Here is a 20,603-nt window from a genome sequence, read left to right on the forward strand (position 1 = left end):
GCTTATTGCCGGCTCATCTTGAGAAACCAAAGAACGGTAATCACCACGAAGATGCCGTTCGGCAGCCAGGCGCCCGCAAACGGCGGGATCACGCCGGTGGTCACCAGGAATTCACAGGCCACGTTGAAGACATAATAAATCACGACGATCAGGACGCCGACCGCGAATCCGCCGATGCGGCCGGAGCGTTTCGAGACGATCCCGACCGGCACGCCCAGCAGGCAGAAGACCAGCGAGGCCGTGGGAAAGGCCAGGTCCTTGTAATACTCCATCAGCCGGCGCAGCGCGGTCGGGTCCGTGCCTTGCGACTGCCGCAGCTGCGCCATGATGGCCTCGTACGTGGGCCGCTCTTCCGCCGTGGCGTAGCCGCTTTGATTCAGATTCAACTTGAGATCGTAGCTGGTGAAGGCGATCTGCTGGTACTGGTCGATCTGGTCCGGCTTGCTGTGGATCACGCCGTTGAGCAGCCGCAGCGCCACCTGGTCGTTGGCCTGGTCCATGAGTACCTGATAGCGCTCGGCGACGATTACCCGCGGCTCCTCCGCCGAGCGCTCGTCGGAGACGAAGATCCCCTTCGCGGTCCGGCCGTCGGCGCTGTCATGCACGTAGATCATCATTTTGGGGATCGGCTCGTTGAACGTGCCGCGCTCGAGCGCCAGCACGAGCTGGTCGCGCAGCAGATTCAAGGCCACCTTTTTCAGGTTCAAGGAGCTCCAGGGCTGCCCCCACTGGGACAGCAGCAGCGTGAGGCCGAACACCGACAGGGCAAAGAGGAGCACCGGCCGCGAGAGACGGAAGAGACTCAGCCCGGCCGCCCGCATGGCGACCAATTCCTTATCGAACGACAAGCGGCCGAAGGCGGTGATCGAAGCGATGATGCCGGCGATGGGGAGGGTCAGCACCAGAAACGAGGGGAGGAGGATCGAGAAGACTTTCAAGACCGACCAGAACCCGACGCCTTTGGACACCAGCAGCTCGACCAGCCGCAGGAGCTCCCTCGTCAGCATGACGAAGCAGAGAGCGCCGAGACTCAGCCCGAACGGGGAGAGCAACTCGGTGAAGATATAACGATCGAGCAGGGTTCGCAGGATCACGGCGCGCGGTGTGAAAAATTGCGAGACATCATAGGGGAGTCCGGCCGATCTGTAAACCAACCGGCCGTGCCGGGCCGGCGGCCAAAAGATCCGCTTGACAGGGTAGCGATGCTGTGTTACATGCGACGCGATTTTTATTCTCTAGATGGGTCCCCGTGAGTGATTCAACTATCCTGCTGGTGCCCGTCGGTGTTCCCGCCCCATTCGTGCCATATTTCCATTTCATACATGCCGCTATACGGCTTATTGGGCCGGCTACGTAACTGCGCGTGGTCGTTGAGGAAAGGAGGGTTTTGTGAAGACGAAAGGTACCGTCAAGTGGTTCAATGATCGGAAAGGGTTCGGGTTCATCCGTCTCGACAGTGGGGAAGATGTCTTCGTCCACTATTCCGCCCTGCAGGGGGACGGATTCAAGACGCTGAAGGAAGGCGAACCGGTCGAATTCGACATTGTACAGGGAGCCAAAGGACCTCAGGCGGCGAACGTCCTGAAGACTGCCGTGCCGGCGTCCTAGCGATTCGCGGCGCACTGTTATGCCGATGGGTTTGTCGTCCGATAAGGACGGCAGGCCCATCGGCTTTTTTTACGCCCTGGCGTCGGAGTTTCATGCAATTTGTAGACAAAACCTATTGATACTGTTAGCGTTTGCCTATTCTTCTGCTTAGAGGTCTCTGTTGGCCGCCGATCGCAGCAAAATTCTCCAACAAGCCCAGCTCCTTGCCTCCCGCGGCCAGTACGACGCCGCGATCGCCGAATGGAAAAAGCTGGCGGCCGACGCCCCCAACGACGGCGGCATCCATAACTCCATCGGCGACCTCCATCTGAAGCGGAACGCCGGGGCTGAAGCGACGACGGCTTTTCTTCAGGCCGCGGCGGCCTTCCGCGCCGAAGGGGCGACGCTCAAGGCCATCGCCGCCTATAAGAAAGTGCTCAAGATCGATCCCACCCGCTACGAAGTCTATCGCCACCTCGGGGACCTGAACGCCGAGCGCGGCCTCCTGAGCAGCGCCGTGCAGGATTATTTGACGCTGGGCAAACATTACTTGAAGGAGCGCAAGGGGAAGGAAGCGCTCGAGATCTACAAGAAGATCGTGAGTCAGGATCCCTCCAACCTCGACGCGCAGCAGCGGGTCGCCGAGCTTTGCGTCCAGGAAAACCTTCAGGACGAGGCGACCAAGGTTTACCTCCAACTCGGCCGCGAACGATCGGCGCAGGGGCGCTACGACGAAGCGAAAGACGCCTATCTCGCCGTGCTCCGCATCGATCCGAAAAACAGCGAAGCGGCCCAGTTCGTCGAGAGCGTGCAGAAGGGCGGGACCGGCGCGATCAAGGCCGTGAAGCCGGGCGCCGCCGCGGCCGCACCCAAGCCGTCGGAGCCGCTCGATCTGCTCGCCGAGGCCACGAGGCGCATCGACGAAAAGCAATATGCCGGCGCCGAAGCGATCCTGAATCAGTTGCTCACCAGGGAACCGGGGAACCCGCAAGTCTGCCAGCTGCTCGCGCGGCTGCACCTGCAGCGGGGCGACGTGCAAGTGGCGTTGGGCGAGTACCGGTTCCTGGCCGGAGCGGCCCTGCGGGCGCAGGACTATCTGCTGGCGGAATCCTTGATTCAGGAATTTCTCGCCGCCGAGCCGAACTGTGTGCCGCTGCTCGAACTGTACGGCGAGCTGTACCAGGAAAAAGGGGAAGCGGCAACGGCGGCGCAGCACTATGCCAAGGCGGTGGAGCTCTTGATGGAGCATCCGGAGCCGGGCATGGAAAGCCTCCATGAGGAACTGTTCGAGAAAGTCAAAGCGCTCTCTCCCGACAGTGCCTTGGTCGCCCGCCTGGCGGCGCGTATCTCCGGTGAACCGGAACCGGTGGCGGAGAGCGCCACGGCTGGCGAGCCCATAGCGCCGGCAGCGGTTATCGAGCCGGCGGCGGAGAGGATCGACGGATTTTCGCTCCAGGGCGCCGAGCCGGACCAGGAGCCGCCTGGATTCTCCTTGGCGGCGGCTGCTCCGGATGACATACCGGTCGGCGCGGCGAGTTCCGCTGAGAGTCCTGGACTAGAGCCGGCTCAGCCAGCACCGTCGCCGACCGGCGACGAGCGTCCTCCGTCGATCGCGGCCACAGAGGAGCCGGCGGCGGTGACCTGTGAACCGGCTGCGGCTCACGACGAACCACCGGCCGTTGTCGAACAACCTCCAGCGGTCGCCGCCGCCGCTCCCGCTATGCCGGCGCCCGATCATGAAGCGCATTTCGCGCTGGGTGTGGCCTATAAAAATATGGGGTTGTACGAAGAAGCGAAGGAAGAGTTCGAGGTGTCGAAGCAGGCCGACAGCTTCTACCTCGACTCCTGTTTGATGACCGCCCTGTGTTTCAAGGAAGAGCAGGAGCTGGCCCAGGCGATCACAGGGCTCGAGACCGTTCTGATGGATCCCCGCTGCCAGGGCGCGAAGGGACAGGCGATCCGCTATGAGCTCGGGCTCCTCTACGAAGCGGAGTCCCAGTGGGACAAGGCCGCGAAGACCTTCCAGTCCATTCCCACCTTTCATGATGTGCCGCAACGGCTGGAATCATTGAAAGGCCGGCGCTCTGAATTCCGCCTCGCCAGTTAGCAGCCTGTTGAAAAAAGGTTGTTCGCACCACTCGCCTCGGTCAACCAACCCGATTCGGCGCCGGCCGCCCGTTCAACACCGCCGCGATATTCTCGAGACAAATCATGCCCATCTTAACGCGGGTGGCGAAGGTCCCGGAGCCGAGATGGGGCAGCAGCACCACGTGCGGCAGCCCGATGAGTCCCGGATGCACGGCCGGCTCGCGCTCGTAGACGTCCAATCCCGCGCCGGCGAGGCGGCCGTTCTGCAGCGCCGCCACCAACGCCGCTTCGTCCACCACCGGACCGCGCGATGTATTGATGAGAAAGGCCGTCCGCTTCATCCTCTCCAACTCACGCTCCCCGATGAGATGATGCGTCGCGTCGGTCAGCGGCACGTGCAGGGAAAGAAAGTCCGCCTCCGCCAACACGTCTTCTTTCGCGAGATACTTCCAGGCCGGCGCCGGTGACGGTGCGGCCCGGCGGCTCGCGTAGATCACCGGCATGCGGAAGCCGGCGGCCCGCAGCGCGACGGCTTGGCCGATCCGGCCCATGCCGATGATGCCCAACGTCTTTCCCGTCACCTCCGCGCTCAGCATCTGAGTCGGCGCCCAGCCGGACCAGGCCCCGGCCCGCACCACCCGGTCGCCTTCCACCACCCGGCGCGCCGAGGCCAGGAGCAGCGCCCAGGTCAGATCCGCCGTGGCATCCGTCAGCACGTCCGGCGTATTGCTCACGATGATTCCCCGTGCCCGCGCCGCCGCCACGTCGATATTGTTGTACCCGACCGCGAAGTTCGCAACGATTTTGAGGCGCGCCGCCTGTGCGAGCAGCGCGGCATCGACGGTGACATTCAACGTGCAGATCACCGCCTCAGCCTGGCTGAACCCTTGGTGGAGCTCGGCCGGCGCCGGTGTCTGATCGGTCGGTTCAGCGACGAGCCGGAACCTCCGGCGGGCCTCGTCCATGACCGGATCGGGAAGGCGGTGGGTGATATAGAGGGCTGGTGGATTCATCACGAAAGAAAAGCGCCATTCTAGAAGATGCCGCCCGGCTCCACAACAGACCTAGGCGTCTGCGCCTTTGCTGCCGACTTGCCTCACGTTGCTCCGTAAATCTGCGGCGGGTCGGCATGGAGCTGGCAATACACTCGGCGCGGTCGCAATGCGCGCATTGTTTTTGATGTAAGGCGTTGATTGGCAGGCTCACGAGGGGCTTCCCCTGGATCGTTTTCAATACTGGTAGAACCCAAAAGGATGCGGCGTCCCTGTTGGACGGGGGTGGCAGCCTCGCTCTGATCTCTTCAACAAGGCAGTGACGAGATGGCTCAGCCAAAGTTCTTCTGGGATCGTTGGTTGCGACTGTTCTTTGGGCTCCTGGCGCTCATCGTGCTCGTCATCTTTTGGACGGGCGCCGCCCTGTTCACGATCGTCAACGTGACGGTCGCCTGGCACCGGCTCTGGCGATATTTCGGGGTCTGGAACCTCGTTGCGTTCCGATTCGTCATGCGGATGCGGAACCTCTATGATACGTCGCGACTGGTGCTGACCGGCCGCCTGGACGCCCGGCACCAGCCTCCGCTTCCCTGGGAGGCGCGCTACCGCCATCAACGCACGGTGGACGGAAGCTTCAACGATCTCGGCAGCCCGGACATGGGCAGGGCCGGAATGCCGTTCGGCCGAAACGTTCCGCCGAATCGATTGCGCAGACCCACGCACGCCGACCTGGTCGGGGATCCGGATTCGCCGGGCAACCCGCCGCCGCGGGAAGTGAGCCGGGTCTTACTCACGCGGGACCGTTTCCGGCCGGCGACCGGCTTGAACGTGCTGGCTGCGGCATGGATACAATTTCAGGTCCACGATTGGTTCAACCACAAGCGGCAGCACCAATCTTTGCCGGTTCCCCTCAAAGGCGACGATCCCTGGCCGGGCGCCCGGCACGGTTGCATGCAGATCCGCCTGAATGAGGAGATCCCGGACAAAGAGAAGGTCTCCGCCGAGGACTTTCTCAAGGCCGGCTTCCCGCGAGAGCTGCCGATCTATGCGAATACCGAGAGCCACTGGTGGGACGGGTCGCAGATCTACGGCAACAGCCCGGCACGCCAGGACGCGGTCCGCGATCGCGCGGGCGGCCGGGGAAAGCTGAAAATCGCCGCCAACGGCCGTCTGCTGCCCGAGCTGGACCCGGATCTCGCCGGCATCGACCTCACCGGCTCCAACGAGAACTGGTGGATCGGCCTGAGCCTCTTCCATACCTTGTTCACGCGGGAGCATAACGCCATCTGCGACGCGCTGCACGAGGCCTATCCGCAGTGGGACGACGAGCGGCTGTTTCAGACGGCGCGGCTGATCACGACGATGTTGATGGCGAAGATCCACACGATCGAGTGGACGCCCGCGATCCTCGGCCACCCCACGCTCCTGATCGGCATGCGTTCGAACTGGCACGGCGTCCTGGGCCGCTTCAACAAGCTGTTCGGCCGCAGCAAGTTCCTCACCGGCATTCAAGAAGAATTGACGGGGATTCCGGGGTCGGCCGCGGAGCACCACGCGGCCCCCTATTGCATGACGGAAGAATTCGCCGCCGTGTACCGCCTGCATCCACTCGTGCCCGACGACTACCGCTTCTACGACAGCCGCACCGACGAGCTGATCAAGGAACTGTCGTTCGACGACATCCAAGGCCGGCGCACGAGACAGGCCATGGACACGATGCGGATGGAAGACCTGTTCTACTCCTTCGGCTCGGCCCATCCGGGAGCCGTCACGCTGCATAATTTTCCCCGCGCCCTGCAACAGTTCACGCGCATCAAGGATCCGGGCGGTCCCGTCTTGAACGAGCCGCTGGATCTGGGTGCCCTCGACGTGTTTCGGGACCGGGAACGGGCGGTGCCTCGCTACAACCTCTTCCGCCGCCTGCTGCTTCGGCTGCCGCAGACCTCCTACCGGCGCCTCGTGGGCTTGCCGCTGATCACGTCCGCGTTCAGCCGCTTGAGTCCGCGCGAGCGGCGAGAAAGAAACACATGGGTCCAGGAATTGAGAGCCCTCTACGGTCCGAACCGTCTGTGGAAACAAATCCTGCACTATGTGGGCCTCGGACCGGCGCAGGGCATCGATCGGCTGGACACGATGGTCGGTCTCACCGCGGAAACGCCTCCCAAGGGATTCGGCTTCAGCGACACCGCCTTCCGCATCTTCGTCCTCATGGCGTCCCGCCGCCTCAAAAGTGACCGGTTCTTTACCGACGACTACAAGCCGGAGGTGTACACGGAGCTGGGGATGCGGTGGATCGAAGCGAACGGGTTGAAGAGCGTGATCCAACGGCACTACCCGGATCTGTCGGCCGCTCTCGCGATCGTGGACAACCCCTTCGCCCCGTGGACACGCGTGGATCCGCCGTCCTGCGAGCCCGCTCATGCCCATCCGTTTTCCTTCAGCATCGCGCCGATCATCGCCGGCGTCGTGACGTGGGGTCTTCTCGGTTGTCTGGTGGACCTCTTCGCGCCGCGCGCCGATGCCGGATTCGCCGCGGCCCTCATGGATGCCCTGTTCTCGTGGAATACGCTGGGCGGAATGGTCGTGGGGTTTTGCGTCGGCGCGGCGGCCCAGGTCGTGATTCATCTCAGCGACAATCTGTTGGGCAGGAAGTTGACCGTCGGCGGATTGGCGGCGATCGTCAACTTGGCCATCGTATCCGGAGTGCTGTATGGAAGATTCTGCATCGACCAGCCTGCGACCCGTACGGTCGTGGACGAGACGTTCCTCAGCCGGTTTGCGACGGGGACCACGTTCAGGGCGGGGGTCATCGGCGGGATCGTCGGGCTCGTCATCGTGGGCCTCCTTCGCTTGGTGCAGGTGTGCGGCAGGAACACCGTCTATAAGGAGCTCGTTCTGCCGGCGCTGCAGGCATTACCGGTTCTGCCGCTCTTTGCCATGGCGGGGGCCGCCGGCGGCTGGGCCGCGGCGTTCGGTCTTGAAGCGCTGGAGCGTCTCCAGCTCGGAGCTCAAGCGGTCGGCTCCTTCACGCTGTCTGCGTGGCCGCTCTCCGACGACACCCTGTCGGTCCCTCTTCGGGCCACAGGCCTCGGGATCGGCGCGGTGGCGGGGGCTCTGTTCGGATTGCCTCGTCTTCGGCGTATTCCGATCGGGTTGATCCTTGGGGCGGCGATCGGCCTGCTGTCGGGAATCCTCGTGTCCCTTCTGGCTGACCCCGCCGTCACCGGCGTCGACGTCGTGCAGGCGATGGCCGAGGCGGCGTCTCAACCGCTCGTCCTGTTTGGCGCGCTTGGTCTCGCTCTCTTCGTCTCCCTGGATCGGGGACTGCCAGCCGCCGTCCCGGGATTTCTCGGAGCCTGGCTGGCGGCTTCGGTGGTCGCATTGGCCGGCAGGGGATTAGGGGAGCTCGGATGGTCGGGCATCGCCGGCGCGGTACGGTCTCCCGTGACGGGCCGGGCGGTGGTGGCCGGGGCCTTGTTCGGCACCCTGCTGACGTTGTTCGTCTGGCAAGTGCGTTGGCGCCTGCGGCGATGGTTGTGGGACTTCTTGGCCTTCGTGAAGTTTTTCGCAAACAAGCCGCTGATCATCGGCGCGAAACGGCCGGCTGCGGAACAGATCGAGGAGATCGGGCTTCCGCAGAGCTTCGGGCTGAAGGATCCCCGGTCTCCTGTCTTGGAAGCTATTCGCGCGGCGAAATCGGTTCCGCCCGACGAACGCAGCCGTCGCTCTCGCGCGCGCTACCTGCCCAAGGTGTTGATGTTCGGGTTTCAACGGTGGGCCTACCGGTGGCTCAGTCCGATGCAACCGGATCTGCCTCCGATCGACGCGGACCCGTTCGTGGCATTGGACTATGCGTACCGAGGCCTGCGCAGGCGGCGCTATGAGGCGCCGCTGCTCCCTCCCGAATTCGAAGGGAGCCCCGACCTCGGCGGCTTGGCCGTGCGCGGTCCCTACGCGTGGTATCTGAGACGAAGTCGCGAGGACGGCACATGGGAATGGGACTTCACGGAGCTCGGCCAATACGACATGCAGGACAATCTGTACCCGCTCGATGTGCGAGTCACCTTTCGCCTCGATCGCGGCAGGCTCAGAGAAAGCGGCATTACGTCGGGGGCGATCGGCGCGTGCCGTCCGGGGGATAAGGGCTGGCAGTTCTCCAAGAAGCTCGCCCTCTGCGCGGCCGCCAACCACATCTCGCTCGTGCGGCATTGGAGCTGGATCCATCTCACTCCCGCCGCCGCCTTCGCGATGGCGACCAGACGGCACCTCGACGCCGATCATCCCATTGCCCGGCTTCTGTGGCCGCACGTGTTCGGCACCATTCAGAGCAACAAGTTCGGCAATATGGCGCAGTTGTCGCCGGACGGAGATTTTGAAGGCATCTTCTCATTCACCCGCGGAGGATTGTACGATCTGTTGCGGGATGGCCACCGAACATTCAGATTCGACATCACGGATCCCGACAGGGATGCCGCCGTGCGCGGGATCGATCACGGGCCATTTCCGCTTCCCACTCACGAGAATCTGGGGCGGTTGTTCGAGCTCTTCCTCGCCCATGCCCAACGGTATGCCGCGCTCTACTATCCTCCCGGCTTGCTCGACGCCGTCCTCCGGAATGCGGGAACCGATGCCCGGACCAAGCATGAACTGACCGCGCTCCGAGAATGGCTGGAGGCGTTGAACCGGCTGATTCCCAACGAGACCGGCTATGCCTGGGCCTCGTTCACCCGCGACGATCTGGCGCGGCTGCTCGCGCGTTTCATCCATCTCGTGACGGCCATTCATGAGACGGTCGGATCCGCCCTGTGGAATTATCAGCTCTGGACGCACCGGCAGCCGGTTCGGCTCTACAAGGACGGCCGGCGGGAACCCCTGGATGTGTATCAGCGGCTGGTGAATTACAATTACTTGCTCAATGTGGATCGGATGCCGCTCGTCGCCGACTATTCCCATCTCGCCTTGCCGGGGCCCCGGCAAGACCGCGCCAAGGCCGTGTTTCAAGACTTCACCCGGAGCTTGGAACGATGCGAGCGCGAGATGCGGACGGAGCCCTGGGCGGTGTGGAAAGTGTACCCCAGCGACTTAGAGGCCCATATCAACGCATGAAGGGCGTGCGAGTGCCGGAACACGACCTGGAGGCTGTCGAGCTCCTTTCCGCGGATCACACGATCCTCGAGCGGCCCTGTTTGCAGTTCCGCCCCTTCGGAGAGGACGAACAGGGCGAAAAGATCGGCGACGTGAGCGGCCTGCTGATCCGCGACAACGTCGAGTATCTGGAGGACTGCGTGCGCCGCGTTCAGGGGCCCGGCGCCGGAGAGGGCATCGTCGAACACCTCTGTGCGCTGCTCAATGAACGGATCCGGGACCCCGCCTACCACGTCACGCCCGCGTTTCTCAAAAACGTGTGGAACAGCTATTCCTACGAGTTCGCCTGTTTCGTCAGGGAATTTTGCAAGGTCTTGTCCGGCGATCCGCAGTACCACTATAACGTCGGGAAAGAAAAACACATCTCTCCGCTGATCCAGACGTTGGGCCGCCCCTTCGCGTTGTCACAGATCCACAAGATGTATCCGTACTTCGCGCACAAGTATGCGCGCGCGTTGGAGTGCACGGTGATGCACGTGACCGACAATTCGGCGGTGCTCCGATTGCAATTTCCGGAGCGCGTCCTGCAGCAGTTCGGCCCCTATCGGAAAGCCTGCGCGGCGCAAACCTGCGAGTCCTCCAAGAGCCGCATCGCGATGGTTCCGGTGCGGGTGCACGGGCGCACCGCGTCCATCGTGAAAGATCGGGCCTGTATCGTAAAGGGCGACGCCTTCTGTGAATGGGAGGTCACGTGGACGCCGGAGCGGCGCGCGTTGGCTTATTGGCCTATGTGGGGGCTGCTGTCCGGGACGGCGGTCTTTGCTTATGTGATGGCAGCCGACTCCTCGGCCTCGCTGTGGCGGGCTTCGGCGGCCGGCCTGCTCGCCGGCGGCACCGCGCTCCTCGGCACCTATTTGCTCCAGCGCGAAGCCAAGGCGCGGGAAGCTGTGATCCAGGAACAGGTGGGCTTCGTCGACACCCGGCATGAAGAATTGCGCGAGAGCTATCTCGAGCAACAGCGCATCGCCGTCGAGCTCCGGCGCAAGGTCGGCCAGCTGACCTCGTTGCATCGCGCGGGCCTGCTCTTGAGCTCGACGCTCAACCGGGAAACGCTGCTCCGGAGCGTGGCGAAGACGATCGTGGAGGACCTGCAGTACGACCGCGTCATGGTGACGATGTACGATCCGCTCCGCTGCGTGGCGTACGGGGCCCGGCTCTTCGGCGTCCCGGAACAGGTGGCGGCTTTCGCCGAGGCCTTGGAGATTCCGGTGTCCGATCCGGCGAGCGTGGAGGGCACGGTGCTGTTGAGAGGCCGGCCGATTCTCGTCAACGACGTGCAGGAGGTGCGCGACCGCATGCACCCGTTGTATCAGGAACTGGTGAGCCGGACGGGCTGCCGATCGTTCGTCTCCGTTCCGCTCCAAGCCAAAGATTGGATTCTCGGGTCCCTGACCGTCGATCGGCGCGCCGCCGGCAGCCTCACGCAGGAAGACGTCGACGTGCTGGTGACGCTGGCCAATCAGCTCTCCATCGCGCTGGACAATGCCGCCGCCTACCGGGAGATCGAAGAGCTCAACACGGGCCTGGAAGAGAAGGTCCGCCTGCGGACGGCCGAGCTCGAGGCGGCGAACGAGAAGCTCCGCGAGCTGAATCAGCTGAAGTCCACTTTCGTCTCCGTGGTCTCGCACGAGTTGCGCACGCCGCTGACCTCGATCCGGAGTTTTATCGAAAACATGTTGGACGGCATGACCGGCGCGTTGAACGAGAAGCAGTCGCGGTATCTCAGCCGCATGCTGTTCAACATCGACCGGCTGAGCCGGTTGATCGTCGATTTGCTGGACCTGTCGCGGATCGAGGCGGGGAAGGTGGAATTGCGGCTGCAGCCGGTCGCGGTGGCGGACCTGGTCAACGACATCGTGGAGGGGCTGCGGGCGATCGCCGGCGAAAAATCCGTGACGCTGGAGGCGCGGCACGATCAGGCCCTGCCGTCCGTTCGGGCCGACAGCGACCACCTGACCCAGATCCTCACGAACCTGATCGGCAACGCCATCAAATTTACGCCCGTCGGCGGGCGGGTGGAAGTCCATACCGGGACGCAGGAGCCGGGCCTGGTCCGCATCTCCGTCTCGGACACCGGCTGCGGCATCGCGCCGGAAGACCTGCCGAAGGTTTTCGACAAGTTTTATCGCGGCGTGTCCGTCCCGCCCGACGCCCGCGGCGCCGGCTTGGGGCTGGCGATCGCGAAGAGTCTGGTCGAGCTCCACGGCGGCCGCATTTGGGTGGAGAGCGTGCAGTGGAGCGGCAGCTCCTTTTCCTTCACGATTCCCGCGCATCCGCCGGGCGAGACGGCCGGTTGAGCGGCTTGTCCTCCCGTCCTTCCACCGTCTACAATGGCGCACCCTCTACCATGGCGGCCCCAACCCTGATCCTGCCCGACCGTTCCCGCGCCATCGCGTCCGATCTGAGGGCGCAACTCGGCTCCAACAAAGTCAAGGACGACGGACCGACGCTGACGGCCTACGCGGTGGACGCCAGCATCTATCGGATCGCTCCGCAGGCCGTCGTGCTGGTCGAATCGGAAGAAGACATCGCCGTGACCGTGCGCTACGCCGTGTCGCGGGGCATTCCACTGACGCCGCGCGCGGCCGGCACCAATCTCACCGGCTCCGCGATCGGCTCCGGCCTCATCCTCGACGTCTCGCGATTGAATCGCATTCTGGAAGTCAATCGCGAGGAACGGTGGGCGCGGGTGCAGCCCGGCGTCGTGCTGGCCGAATTGAACAGGCACCTGGCCCGGCAAGGCCTGCTCTTCGGCCCCGATCCGTCCAGCGGCGACATGTGCAAGCTGGGCGGGATGTTGGCGAACAATTCGTCCGGTCCCCACACGCTCCGGTACGGTGCCGTCAAGGACAACGTGCGCGCGTTGCGCATCTGTCTCACGTCGGGAAGCCGGCTCAACGCGCGGGCGTACCGGCTCGACGATCCGGCGCTGGAACGCGAGCTCGCGGCCACGCCGGCGCTGCGCGAGCTGTTGGTCCTGGCGCAGTCGCATGCCGATCTCATCCGCGCCAAAAAGCCGGCGGTGAGCAAGAACAGCTGCGGCTACAATCTGTTCGGCCTGGTCGACGGGCTGGCCGAGGGCCGGTTCGATCTCCCCAAGCTGCTGGTCGGCAGCGAAGGGACGTTGGGGGTCGTCAGCGAAGCGACGCTTACGCTGGTTCCCAAGCCGAAGGCGACCCTCACCGCCTTGATCCATTTCCGGCATCTGGACGAAGTCGGCGACGCCGTGCCGCGCCTGTTGGCGCTGGAGCCGAGCGCATTGGAGGTGATGGACGCCAACACGCTGGATTTGATCGGGCGGAGCGCGCACGGCATCCCGGCCGACGCAGCCGCCACGCTGCTGATCGAGCTGGACGCCGATTCTTGCGAGGTGGATGTACGCGAGCGGGCCGAAGACATGGCGGCCGCCTGCCGGCCGTACCGGCTCGCGGCCGAGATGACGGTGGCCTTCGACCCCGAACGCCGCGAACAGTTGTGGAAAGCGCGCAAGGCCCTTTATCCGACGCTCTATCGATTCGATCCGCTCAAGAAGCCGATCAATTTCGTGGACGACGTGGTCGTGCGGGCCGAGCGCATCAGCGACTTGATCCGGTACCTCGAAGGATTTTTCGCCGGGCAGCGGGTGCCCGTGGCGATCTTCGGCCATATCGGGAACGGCAACGCCCATATCGTGCCGCTCTTGAACGTCAATGACGACAAAGACTTCGAGAAGATGGTGCAGGCCTATCATGAGATTCACGAGACGGTCCTCTCGCGCTTCGGCGGCTCGATCTGCGGCGAGCACGGCGACGGCAGGGTGCGCGCCGAGTACGTGCGGAAGATGTTCGGCGAGGAGCTGTACCGGCTCTTCGCCGAGGTGAAGCGGATCTTCGACCCGGACCGGGTCCTGAATCCCGGCATCAAGATCGGCGACGCGCCCTTCACCGACCACATCGACTACACCAGGCTGTCCAAGTCCTGCGCCACCTGCGCCAAGTGCAACGCCGTCTGTCCGGTCTACGACGTCTTTCAATCCGAAGACATGAGCTCGCGCGGCTGGTTCGAAATCGTCACGGCGAAGGACTACAGCTATCTGGATTCCAAGCGGGTGGTGGAGGCCTGCTTGAACTGCAAATCCTGCCGGACGGTATGCCCGGCCGGCGTGGATGTATCGGATCTGATTTTGCAAAAACGGGCCGAGCATCCGAACCGGCTCGCCGGCTGGATCTTCCGCTGGCAGGCCAGGGGAGGGTCGTTTGAATCGCTTTTGCGGTTGCTGGGAAAAACGCAGCGGCTCTGGGACCGGCCGGCCCTCCGGCGGCTGCTGGAGTGGACGACCAGGCCGGTGATGAAGCTGTTGGCTGCGACGGCGCGCCTGCCGCACGATTTGAAGCTGCCGAAGCTGGCGGCGAGACAGTTGCGCGAGCGATACCGTGAGCTGGTGCCCTCCGGCGAATCGTCGCCGCCGGGCGGCGTCGCCTATTTCCATGGCTGCGCGGCCAACTATTTCGACGATGGGGTCGGCGACGCGGTCGTCGGCGTGTTGCGCCGGCACGGCGTCGAGCCGGCGCTCCCGCCGCAACGCTGCTCCGGCACGCCGATCCAGACCTATGGGCATGTCGAGCTGGCGCGCGAGGGCGCGCGGTTCAACCTGCGATCGTTCGCCCCCTACGGCACCATCGTGACCGGCTGCGCCTCCTGTACGCTCATGCTGAAAGATTATCCGACATTGTTCCCCGATGGAGCCGAGCGGGAAGAGGCGGAGCGGCTCGCAAAGAAAGTGGTCCATATCGCCGAATTCGTGGCCCGGTCCCCCAAGCAGCCGGCGATGAAGGCGTCCGGTTCCCGCACCCAGTCGGTGACCTACCATTCCTCCTGCCATCTCCGGGCCGCCGGCGTGACGAAAGAGCCGCGCAAGATCCTGGCCTCCCTGCCCGGAGTCAATTTCGCGGAGATGCCCGACGCCGACCGCTGCGCCGGCGGCGCCGGGACGTTCGTCGTGAAGGACTACGCCACATCGCAACGGATCGTCGAGCGGAAAGTGCGGGCCGTCGAGCAGGTGGGCGCCGACGTGGTGGCGACCAGTTGCCCCGCCTGCATGATTCAGCTACACAATAACCTGCCTGAACGGGTGCAGGTGAAGCATGTGGCGCAGATGCTGAACGACGCTTACGAAGCAGCCGACCGGACCGCAAAGGCGTCCGGCTCATGAAGCTACGCAAGGTCGACTGGCTCTTCGTGGCCTTTGCCCTGGCGGTCGTGATCGGCGTCTCGCTCCTGCCGACGCCGAAAGACCGCAATCCGACGATTCCCGGCACGCCGGCACACCGGACGATCACCGCGGAAAAGGAGTGCGTCGGCTGTCATCAGGCCGGCGGGGAGAAGCCGGTGCCGGCCCGGCACCCCAAACGGCAGGATTGTTTTCGCTGTCATGCGGGACGATAGTAACGGTTTATTTGGTTTCTCTGGTTTGTCTGGTTATTTCGTTGATTTGGTTCTCAAACAACGAACCAAACAAACCAGACAAACCAGACAAACCAGACTGACGAGGGTTCCATGGTCACGGTGCTCGTGCTCGGCAATACGTTGCGGGATGCGGTCGGGGAGAGTCAGATCGAAGTCGACCTGGCTGCGCCGACGACGGTGAAGAAGCTCATCGAGGCGAATCCGGACCAGCTCGGCGGCCTGCTGCGGTTCATCGTCAGCCGTGAAGCGCTGATCACGGTCAACAAGAAGATCGGCACCGAAGATTCGCCGGTGAAAGACGGCGACACCGTGAAATTCGCGCACCAATCGCGCACCTCCTACGACGGCACGCGGGACATTCCCATTTGAGAGGTTTAAATCGCTTCTCTCCCTCTAACCAAACAAACCAGACAAACCAAACAAACCGGCGACAACCAAGCATCCGGGAGTCACCGCGTGATGTCCCGCTCCATCTCTTCCAAGGTCGGCGCCGGCTTCAGGTGGGCGAGCGTGCCGGTGTTGTCCAGCTGCGCCACCACTCGGCCCCCGATGCGGACCGTCGATTCGAGTTCCGTGTTCCGATCCGGCCTGAGGGCCACTTCCTGCCCGTCCACCTTGCGCACGATGTAGATGCCGTCTTGAATGGCCAGCAGCCGGCCGACGATCTGGCCCGGACCGCTCGGGGTGGAGCGGACTTTCCCGGGATCGATCAGGCTCCCGCCCTGTTGGCCCGTGCCGCGGTTGCCGGTGCCGAGCTGCGGCGTCTGCTCGTCGGGACGGCCGCCGGTGATCGGGCTCTGCCCGCCGCCGCTCTGCATCGTGGGCGGTTCCGTCGCCGCGCCGCCTTGCTCCGAGCCGAGCGCGAGCAATCCGAACACCACCACCGCTGTTCCTATCCACATCCGTGTCATAGAACCTCCTTTCGGCGGAGTAAGATCGTCGAGTCTATCCAATTGCCGTCCCAAGCGCGGCTCGGAAGGGGCCTAGGGGGGAAGCAAAGGTGGTTATAACCAGAGAAACCGTCGCACGAAACAAACCAGACTGTGTTATAAGCCTCCTGCGACAAACCGACGCATGACGCTCGCCATCGCCTGATGAAGAACTCCGCCGGGTGGTTTCCGCCGCCGCTCTATCAGCAAGTGTTACTTGCGGTGGCCTGCGGCGCGGCCTTCGGGATACTGTTCGGGCAGGAGGCCTATCTCGGCGGCCTCAAAAACGAGCACTTGGGTCAGGCGGGGCTGGTGCTCGTCACGCTGCTCCGGGCGCTCGCCATTCCGCTCATCTTCTTCGCCATTCTGGATTCCTTCATCCGCACCAGCCTGCCGCTGCGCCAAGGGACGAAACTGGTGCTCATCTGTCTCGTCAACGTGACGGTCGCCATGGCGATCGGTCTGGCGATCATGAACAGCTGGAAGCCCGGTCTGGCCTGGCAGGGCCATGTGGAGGAGTTGCTGCACGTCGTGCCGGGGTATAAGCCGGCCGGCGCGCTGGGCCCCGAGCAGACCGGTTCGCAGGGTCCGTTCCAATTTCTCTTTTCAGGCCTGTTGCGCGGTCTGGCCGCGCCCTTCTCGAGCAATAACGTCATCGGCGTCGTCGCCCTGGCGCTGGTCCTCGGCGCGCTGCTGCGGCGGGCGAGGCGGACGGCGACGGACAAGAATCCCGTGGCGGCGGCCGTCCGGGGAATCGAACGCCTCTATCGTCTGCTCGTGAGCCTGCTCGATTGGATCATTCTGCTCGTGCCCTTCGCCGTGTTCGGTGTGATCGCGCAGGTCGTCGGCAAATCGGGGATCGCGGTCTTTTCCGTCTTGTGGATCTTCCTCGCCGCGATGGTGCTGGGGCTGGCGCTGCATGCGCTCGTCTACTATCCGGCCGTCGCCTGGCTCCTGGGCGGGCGGTCCCCGAAAGTCTACGTCGGCCAGGGAGCCGACGCGATCATGACGGCGGTCTCCTGCAACAGCAGCCTCGCCACGGTGCCGGTCACGCTGCGCTGTCTGGACCGCATGCGGGTCTCGCCCGAATCGTCCCGCCTCGCGGCCTGCGTCGGCACGAACCTGAACAACGACGGCATCACGCTCTACGAAGCGATGGCCGCGCTCTTTCTGGCGCAGGCGCTGGGCTTCGACCTGCCGCTGGCGAAGCAGCTTCTGATCGTCTTGGCGTCGATCGTCGCGGGCGCGGGCGTCGCCGGCATCCCCGAGGCCGGCTTGATCGTGCTGCCGCTGGTGCTCTCCACCGCCGGGCTTCCGGACCAAGTCATCGTCGCCGCCATCCCCTTGATCATGACGGTCGATTGGATCATCGCCCGCGCCCGCTCCGGCGTGAACGTGATGAGCGACATGCTGGTCGCGATTTTGTTGGACGTGAAGCGGAGCAAGTAAGTCTGTCTGGTCTCTCTGGTCTATCTTCTCTATCTCGTCTGAGCCGACCAGTCACGGTTTCACGACCCCGGTTCTCTTCTCTCGCACTGCGCACCAGACAGACCACATAGACGAGACAGACCGGAATAGACCAAACCAACCCGATAGACCAGCCCACCGCGCGATCGGTATCATAAAACCAGCGTTGCACCGATCTCGGGCTGCTTCATGCGAACCGTCCGCTCGCCGCGAAGTGCCGCCGATCAAATCCTATTCACCCGCGCCGACTTGAAGCCGGGGCGAACGTTGTTGTTCCGCATCGCGCTGGTGCTGGCGCTCTTCGCGCTTGTCTTCCTGGTGTTGTGGCTTGAACGCGACGGGCTGAAGGACAATCAGGACGATCACATGACGGCGGTCGACGTGCTCTATTTCGCGATGGTGACGGTCACGACCGTGGGATATGGAGACATCGTGCCGGTCACGCCGCGGGCCCGGCTGCTCGACGCCGTCTTCGTCACGCCGATCCGGCTCGTCATCTGGTTTCTATTTCTGGGCACGGCCTATCAACTCGTCGTGCGCCAATATATGGAGGGCTACCGTATGGCCAAGGTACAGGCGGCGCTGCGCGACCATATCATCGTCTGCGGGTTCGGCTACACCGGCTGGTCGGCGGCCAAGGAGCTGCTGGCCAAAGGCGCCGAGCCCGACCGCATCGCCGTGATCGATCGCGGGGAAGAGCGCGTCCGCGCGGCGCTGGAGTTGGGTCTGATCGCCTTTCGGGGAGACGCTACGCAGGAAGCCATGCTGCAGCACGCGATGATTCAGCGCGCGCGGGCCGTGATCATCGCGACAGGCCGGGACGATGCCAACGCGCTCGTGCTGCTCACGGCGCGGCACTTGAATCCCACGGTCGAGATTTTGGTCAGCGCGGTCGAGGAGGAAAACGTCAAGCTGTTCCGGCAGGGGGGCGCGAGCGCCATCATTTCGCCTTCGACCTTCGGCGGCTATCTGCTCGCCGCCGCAGTAGGCCATCCGCATTTCACGGAATATGTGCAGGACCTGCTCACGGCGGGCGGCCGGGTCAATCTCATCGAACGTCCCGTCGAGCCGGAGGAGATCGGGCGGACCGCGTCGGCCCTGAAACCGGACATCCTGCTCCGCCTCTATCGCCGTGGTTCCGTCATCCACTTCTGGGACCTCCAGGAAGGTGAGAAGATGGAAACCGGCGACATTCTCCTCGTGTTGAAATCCACTCCGGACGCCACTGCCTCAGACCGGGCAGCCTAACCAAACAAACCAAACAAACAAACCAAACAAACAAACAAACAAACAAACAAACAACCCTCACTCTACTGCTAGGGACCTTCCCAGGCAGGGGTTTGCCCTCAATGCCTGTAGCATGGTCTCGCAGACGTAGACCGATACAATACCATGCGAGCGACACGCGGCATACGATCGACTCTTGTTCTCGCGGCCCTGGCGGCCGGGTGCGGCGGGCCGGCGTACCAGCCGGACCTCACGCTCACCCGGAGCGGGCCGATCATCGACGCGACCGTCGAAATGCACGATCTCTACGCGGCGCCCGCCTTGATGTCGGGCAAGAAGACGTTCGGCCTCGAGGCTCCCGATGCCAAGCGGGTGGCGCCCACGGAGCTCGCCGAGCAGGTGGAAGAGGAATTGTTCACGGAGCTCGCGCAGGCCGGCCTGTTCTCGCGGGTCACGCGATTCGATCCGCAACCGGATCTGATTCTCTCCGGCCGTATCAACGCGCTGCACGAGCACAACCGGCCGCGCCTCTGGACGAAAATCCCGGGTGTGGGGCAAGTGGCCGGCGCGTTGGAGATGAAGACGCACGTCAGCAGCGGGGAAGCCGACCTCACGGTGTATCTGCTGAAGCCGGACGGCGAGGTCGTGGGAACCTATCGCGGACAGTCGTCGTTCGACGAGACCTTCAACCCCACCAAAGAAGTGCCGCCTGGCGCGCGCTTGAACCGCGCCTTGTCGGAAGCCGTGGAGCAAATTCAGAAGAAGATTCTCCAAGACCGGACCGTGCGGGCCATCGCCTCGCGATAACTTTGGCTTGTTTGGTTTAGTGGTTTGTCTGGTTTCTCTGGTGCGCTGAGCCGATGCCTACCAGACAGCCAAACACACCAGACAAACCAAACAAACGGTTTCAGGGTTCCTTCCGGTGGACCGCCTGTCTCGTTCGGACAACTTGTCCCGCCTCTAGACGGACTCCTGAATCGGCACCGATACAACTCCAAGCAGCATCGCGACTTGGCGGTCTCGCGGTCCGGTTTGGGGCTGGTCCTCTCTTTGCATTTCAGGGTTTGAGTCACTTTACAAGGAGGCGTTATGCCAACGAGCACGCCTGATGTCTATATCGAGGAGCACAATCTCGTCATCGCGCCGGGCGCCGCGAACAGCAAAGCCTGGCCGCTGTATTGGGGTGCCATCTGGGTCGGCGCGCTGGCGTCGATCGCCGCGGTACTCCTGTTCGGGTTGATCGGCATCGCGGTCGGCGCGCATCAAGTCGGGAAGCAGGCCGTCCGGATGAGCGACATCACGTTCGCCGGGCTGGTCTTCAGTGTCGCCGGCGCCTTCTTTTCCTTCGTCATCGGCGGCTGGGTGGCGGCTACTATCGCGGGTCTGCGGCGGGCCGAAACCGCGTCGCTTCAGGGCAGCATCGTCTGGCTGGTCGCGCTGCCGCTGCTGCTGGTCTTCGCCGCGCTCGGCGCCGGCGGTTTCTTCGGCGGCTGGTACGGCGGCCTCGCCGGCACGCCGGTCTGGGCGTCGGGCTCCGCCGCGACCGCGGATCCCGATGCCGCGATAGCGGCCAGGAACTCGGCCCTCGGCGCGATGACGGCGTTGCTGATCGGACTGATCGGCGCGGTGATCGGCGGCTGGTTCGCCTCCGGCGAACCGATGACCGTCACGGCGCAACGCGCCAAGCCGGAATTGCGGCAAGCCGCCTAAGGGAAGCCGTGCA

Annotated in this window: 14 protein-coding genes; 11 read left to right on the plus strand and 3 right to left on the minus strand. The window is 63.9% G+C overall.

Translation table 11 applies throughout. The annotated features are described in order from the left end of the window. Window positions 1–2 precede the first annotated feature (2 nt). Window positions 3–1,094, minus strand: a complete 1,092-nt coding sequence (gene lptF, locus NITMOv2_RS08570) for an LPS export ABC transporter permease LptF (RefSeq protein WP_187299410.1) — start codon at window positions 1,092–1,094, stop codon at window positions 3–5. Between the two features lie 295 nt (window positions 1,095–1,389). On the opposite strand from lptF, the gene NITMOv2_RS08575 reads away from it, so the two are divergent. Beyond that, window positions 1,390–1,608 carry a cold shock domain-containing protein gene (locus NITMOv2_RS08575; RefSeq protein WP_053379472.1) on the plus strand — a complete coding sequence of 73 codons (219 nt, stop codon included), beginning with the start codon at window positions 1,390–1,392 and terminating at the stop codon, window positions 1,606–1,608. A 160-nt stretch (window positions 1,609–1,768) separates the two neighbouring features. Further along, window positions 1,769–3,694 (plus strand): tetratricopeptide repeat protein, encoded by a 1,926-nt coding sequence (locus NITMOv2_RS08580; RefSeq protein ID WP_053379473.1) that lies wholly within the window; start codon window positions 1,769–1,771, stop codon window positions 3,692–3,694. Between the two features lie 40 nt (window positions 3,695–3,734). Here NITMOv2_RS08580 and NITMOv2_RS08585 read toward each other — a convergent pair whose 3' ends face one another. After that, complete coding sequence (locus NITMOv2_RS08585) at window positions 3,735–4,688, minus strand: 2-hydroxyacid dehydrogenase (RefSeq protein WP_053379474.1); 954 nt, start codon at window positions 4,686–4,688, stop codon at window positions 3,735–3,737. A gap of 306 nt (window positions 4,689–4,994) precedes the next feature. On the opposite strand from NITMOv2_RS08585, the gene NITMOv2_RS23840 reads away from it, so the two are divergent. From NITMOv2_RS23840 to NITMOv2_RS08610, 5 genes are all read left to right on the plus strand, one after another. Next, entirely contained in the window at window positions 4,995–9,773 is a 4,779-nt protein-coding gene (locus tag NITMOv2_RS23840; RefSeq protein WP_053379475.1) for a peroxidase family protein, read from the plus strand. After that, window positions 9,770–12,109, plus strand: coding sequence for a sensor histidine kinase (locus NITMOv2_RS08595; RefSeq protein ID WP_053379476.1), 2,340 nt, complete (start codon window positions 9,770–9,772; stop codon window positions 12,107–12,109). The genes NITMOv2_RS23840 and NITMOv2_RS08595 overlap by 4 nt, the downstream gene beginning before the upstream one ends. 50 nt (window positions 12,110–12,159) lie before the next feature. Next, a complete protein-coding gene (locus NITMOv2_RS08600; RefSeq protein ID WP_053379477.1) occupies window positions 12,160–15,003 on the plus strand; it encodes an FAD-binding and (Fe-S)-binding domain-containing protein in 2,844 nt (947 codons plus the stop codon). Continuing rightward, window positions 15,000–15,236, plus strand: coding sequence for a hypothetical protein (locus NITMOv2_RS08605; protein WP_053379478.1), 237 nt, complete (start codon window positions 15,000–15,002; stop codon window positions 15,234–15,236). The genes NITMOv2_RS08600 and NITMOv2_RS08605 overlap by 4 nt, the downstream gene beginning before the upstream one ends. Window positions 15,237–15,347: 111 nt before the next feature. Continuing rightward, window positions 15,348–15,626, plus strand: coding sequence for a MoaD/ThiS family protein (locus tag NITMOv2_RS08610; RefSeq protein WP_053379479.1), 279 nt, complete (start codon window positions 15,348–15,350; stop codon window positions 15,624–15,626). Window positions 15,627–15,706: 80 nt separating this feature from the next. On the opposite strand, the gene NITMOv2_RS08615 is transcribed toward NITMOv2_RS08610, so the two are convergent. After that, window positions 15,707–16,168: a hypothetical protein gene (locus tag NITMOv2_RS08615; RefSeq protein ID WP_145976239.1), complete on the minus strand. Its 462-nt coding sequence runs from the start codon at window positions 16,166–16,168 to the stop codon at window positions 15,707–15,709. Window positions 16,169–16,351: 183 nt separating this feature from the next. Here NITMOv2_RS08615 and NITMOv2_RS08620 point away from each other — a divergent pair, with 183 nt between their 5' ends. The 4 genes from NITMOv2_RS08620 to NITMOv2_RS23845 all read left to right on the plus strand — a co-directional run bounded on the left by NITMOv2_RS08620 (window position 16,352) and on the right by NITMOv2_RS23845 (window position 20,590). Next, window positions 16,352–17,635: a dicarboxylate/amino acid:cation symporter gene (locus NITMOv2_RS08620; protein WP_053379481.1), complete on the plus strand. Its 1,284-nt coding sequence runs from the start codon at window positions 16,352–16,354 to the stop codon at window positions 17,633–17,635. 207 nt (window positions 17,636–17,842) lie between these two features. Next, window positions 17,843–18,901 (plus strand): potassium channel family protein, encoded by a 1,059-nt coding sequence (locus NITMOv2_RS08625; protein ID WP_053379482.1) that lies wholly within the window; start codon window positions 17,843–17,845, stop codon window positions 18,899–18,901. A gap of 144 nt (window positions 18,902–19,045) precedes the next feature. Beyond that, window positions 19,046–19,687: a YajG family lipoprotein gene (locus tag NITMOv2_RS08630; RefSeq protein WP_053379483.1), complete on the plus strand. Its 642-nt coding sequence runs from the start codon at window positions 19,046–19,048 to the stop codon at window positions 19,685–19,687. Window positions 19,688–19,969: 282 nt separating this feature from the next. Next, complete coding sequence (locus NITMOv2_RS23845; RefSeq protein ID WP_053379484.1) at window positions 19,970–20,590, plus strand: hypothetical protein; 621 nt, start codon at window positions 19,970–19,972, stop codon at window positions 20,588–20,590. Window positions 20,591–20,603 lie beyond the last annotated feature (13 nt).

This window comes from Nitrospira moscoviensis (genome assembly GCF_001273775.1).
In the GTDB taxonomy this organism is placed as follows: Bacteria; Nitrospirota; Nitrospiria; order Nitrospirales; family Nitrospiraceae; genus Nitrospira_D; species Nitrospira_D moscoviensis.

Bases quoted from the DNA above. Each gene is read 5' to 3' on its own strand.
- NITMOv2_RS08585 (WP_053379474.1), bottom strand. From the start codon at position 4,688: ATGAATCCACCAGCCCTCTATATCACCCACCGCCTTCCCGATCCGGTC.
- NITMOv2_RS23840 (WP_053379475.1), top strand. From the start codon at position 4,995: ATGGCTCAGCCAAAGTTCTTCTGGGATCGTTGGTTGCGACTGTTCTTT.
- NITMOv2_RS08595 (WP_053379476.1), top strand. From the start codon at position 9,770: ATGAAGGGCGTGCGAGTGCCGGAACACGACCTGGAGGCTGTCGAGCTC.
- NITMOv2_RS08600 (WP_053379477.1), top strand. From the start codon at position 12,160: ATGGCGGCCCCAACCCTGATCCTGCCCGACCGTTCCCGCGCCATCGCG.
- NITMOv2_RS08605 (WP_053379478.1), top strand. From the start codon at position 15,000: ATGAAGCTACGCAAGGTCGACTGGCTCTTCGTGGCCTTTGCCCTGGCG.
- NITMOv2_RS08610 (WP_053379479.1), top strand. From the start codon at position 15,348: ATGGTCACGGTGCTCGTGCTCGGCAATACGTTGCGGGATGCGGTCGGG.
- NITMOv2_RS08615 (WP_145976239.1), bottom strand. From the start codon at position 16,168: ATGACACGGATGTGGATAGGAACAGCGGTGGTGGTGTTCGGATTGCTC.
- NITMOv2_RS08620 (WP_053379481.1), top strand. From the start codon at position 16,352: ATGAAGAACTCCGCCGGGTGGTTTCCGCCGCCGCTCTATCAGCAAGTG.
- NITMOv2_RS08625 (WP_053379482.1), top strand. From the start codon at position 17,843: ATGCGAACCGTCCGCTCGCCGCGAAGTGCCGCCGATCAAATCCTATTC.
- NITMOv2_RS08630 (WP_053379483.1), top strand. From the start codon at position 19,046: ATGCGAGCGACACGCGGCATACGATCGACTCTTGTTCTCGCGGCCCTG.
- NITMOv2_RS23845 (WP_053379484.1), top strand. From the start codon at position 19,970: ATGCCAACGAGCACGCCTGATGTCTATATCGAGGAGCACAATCTCGTC.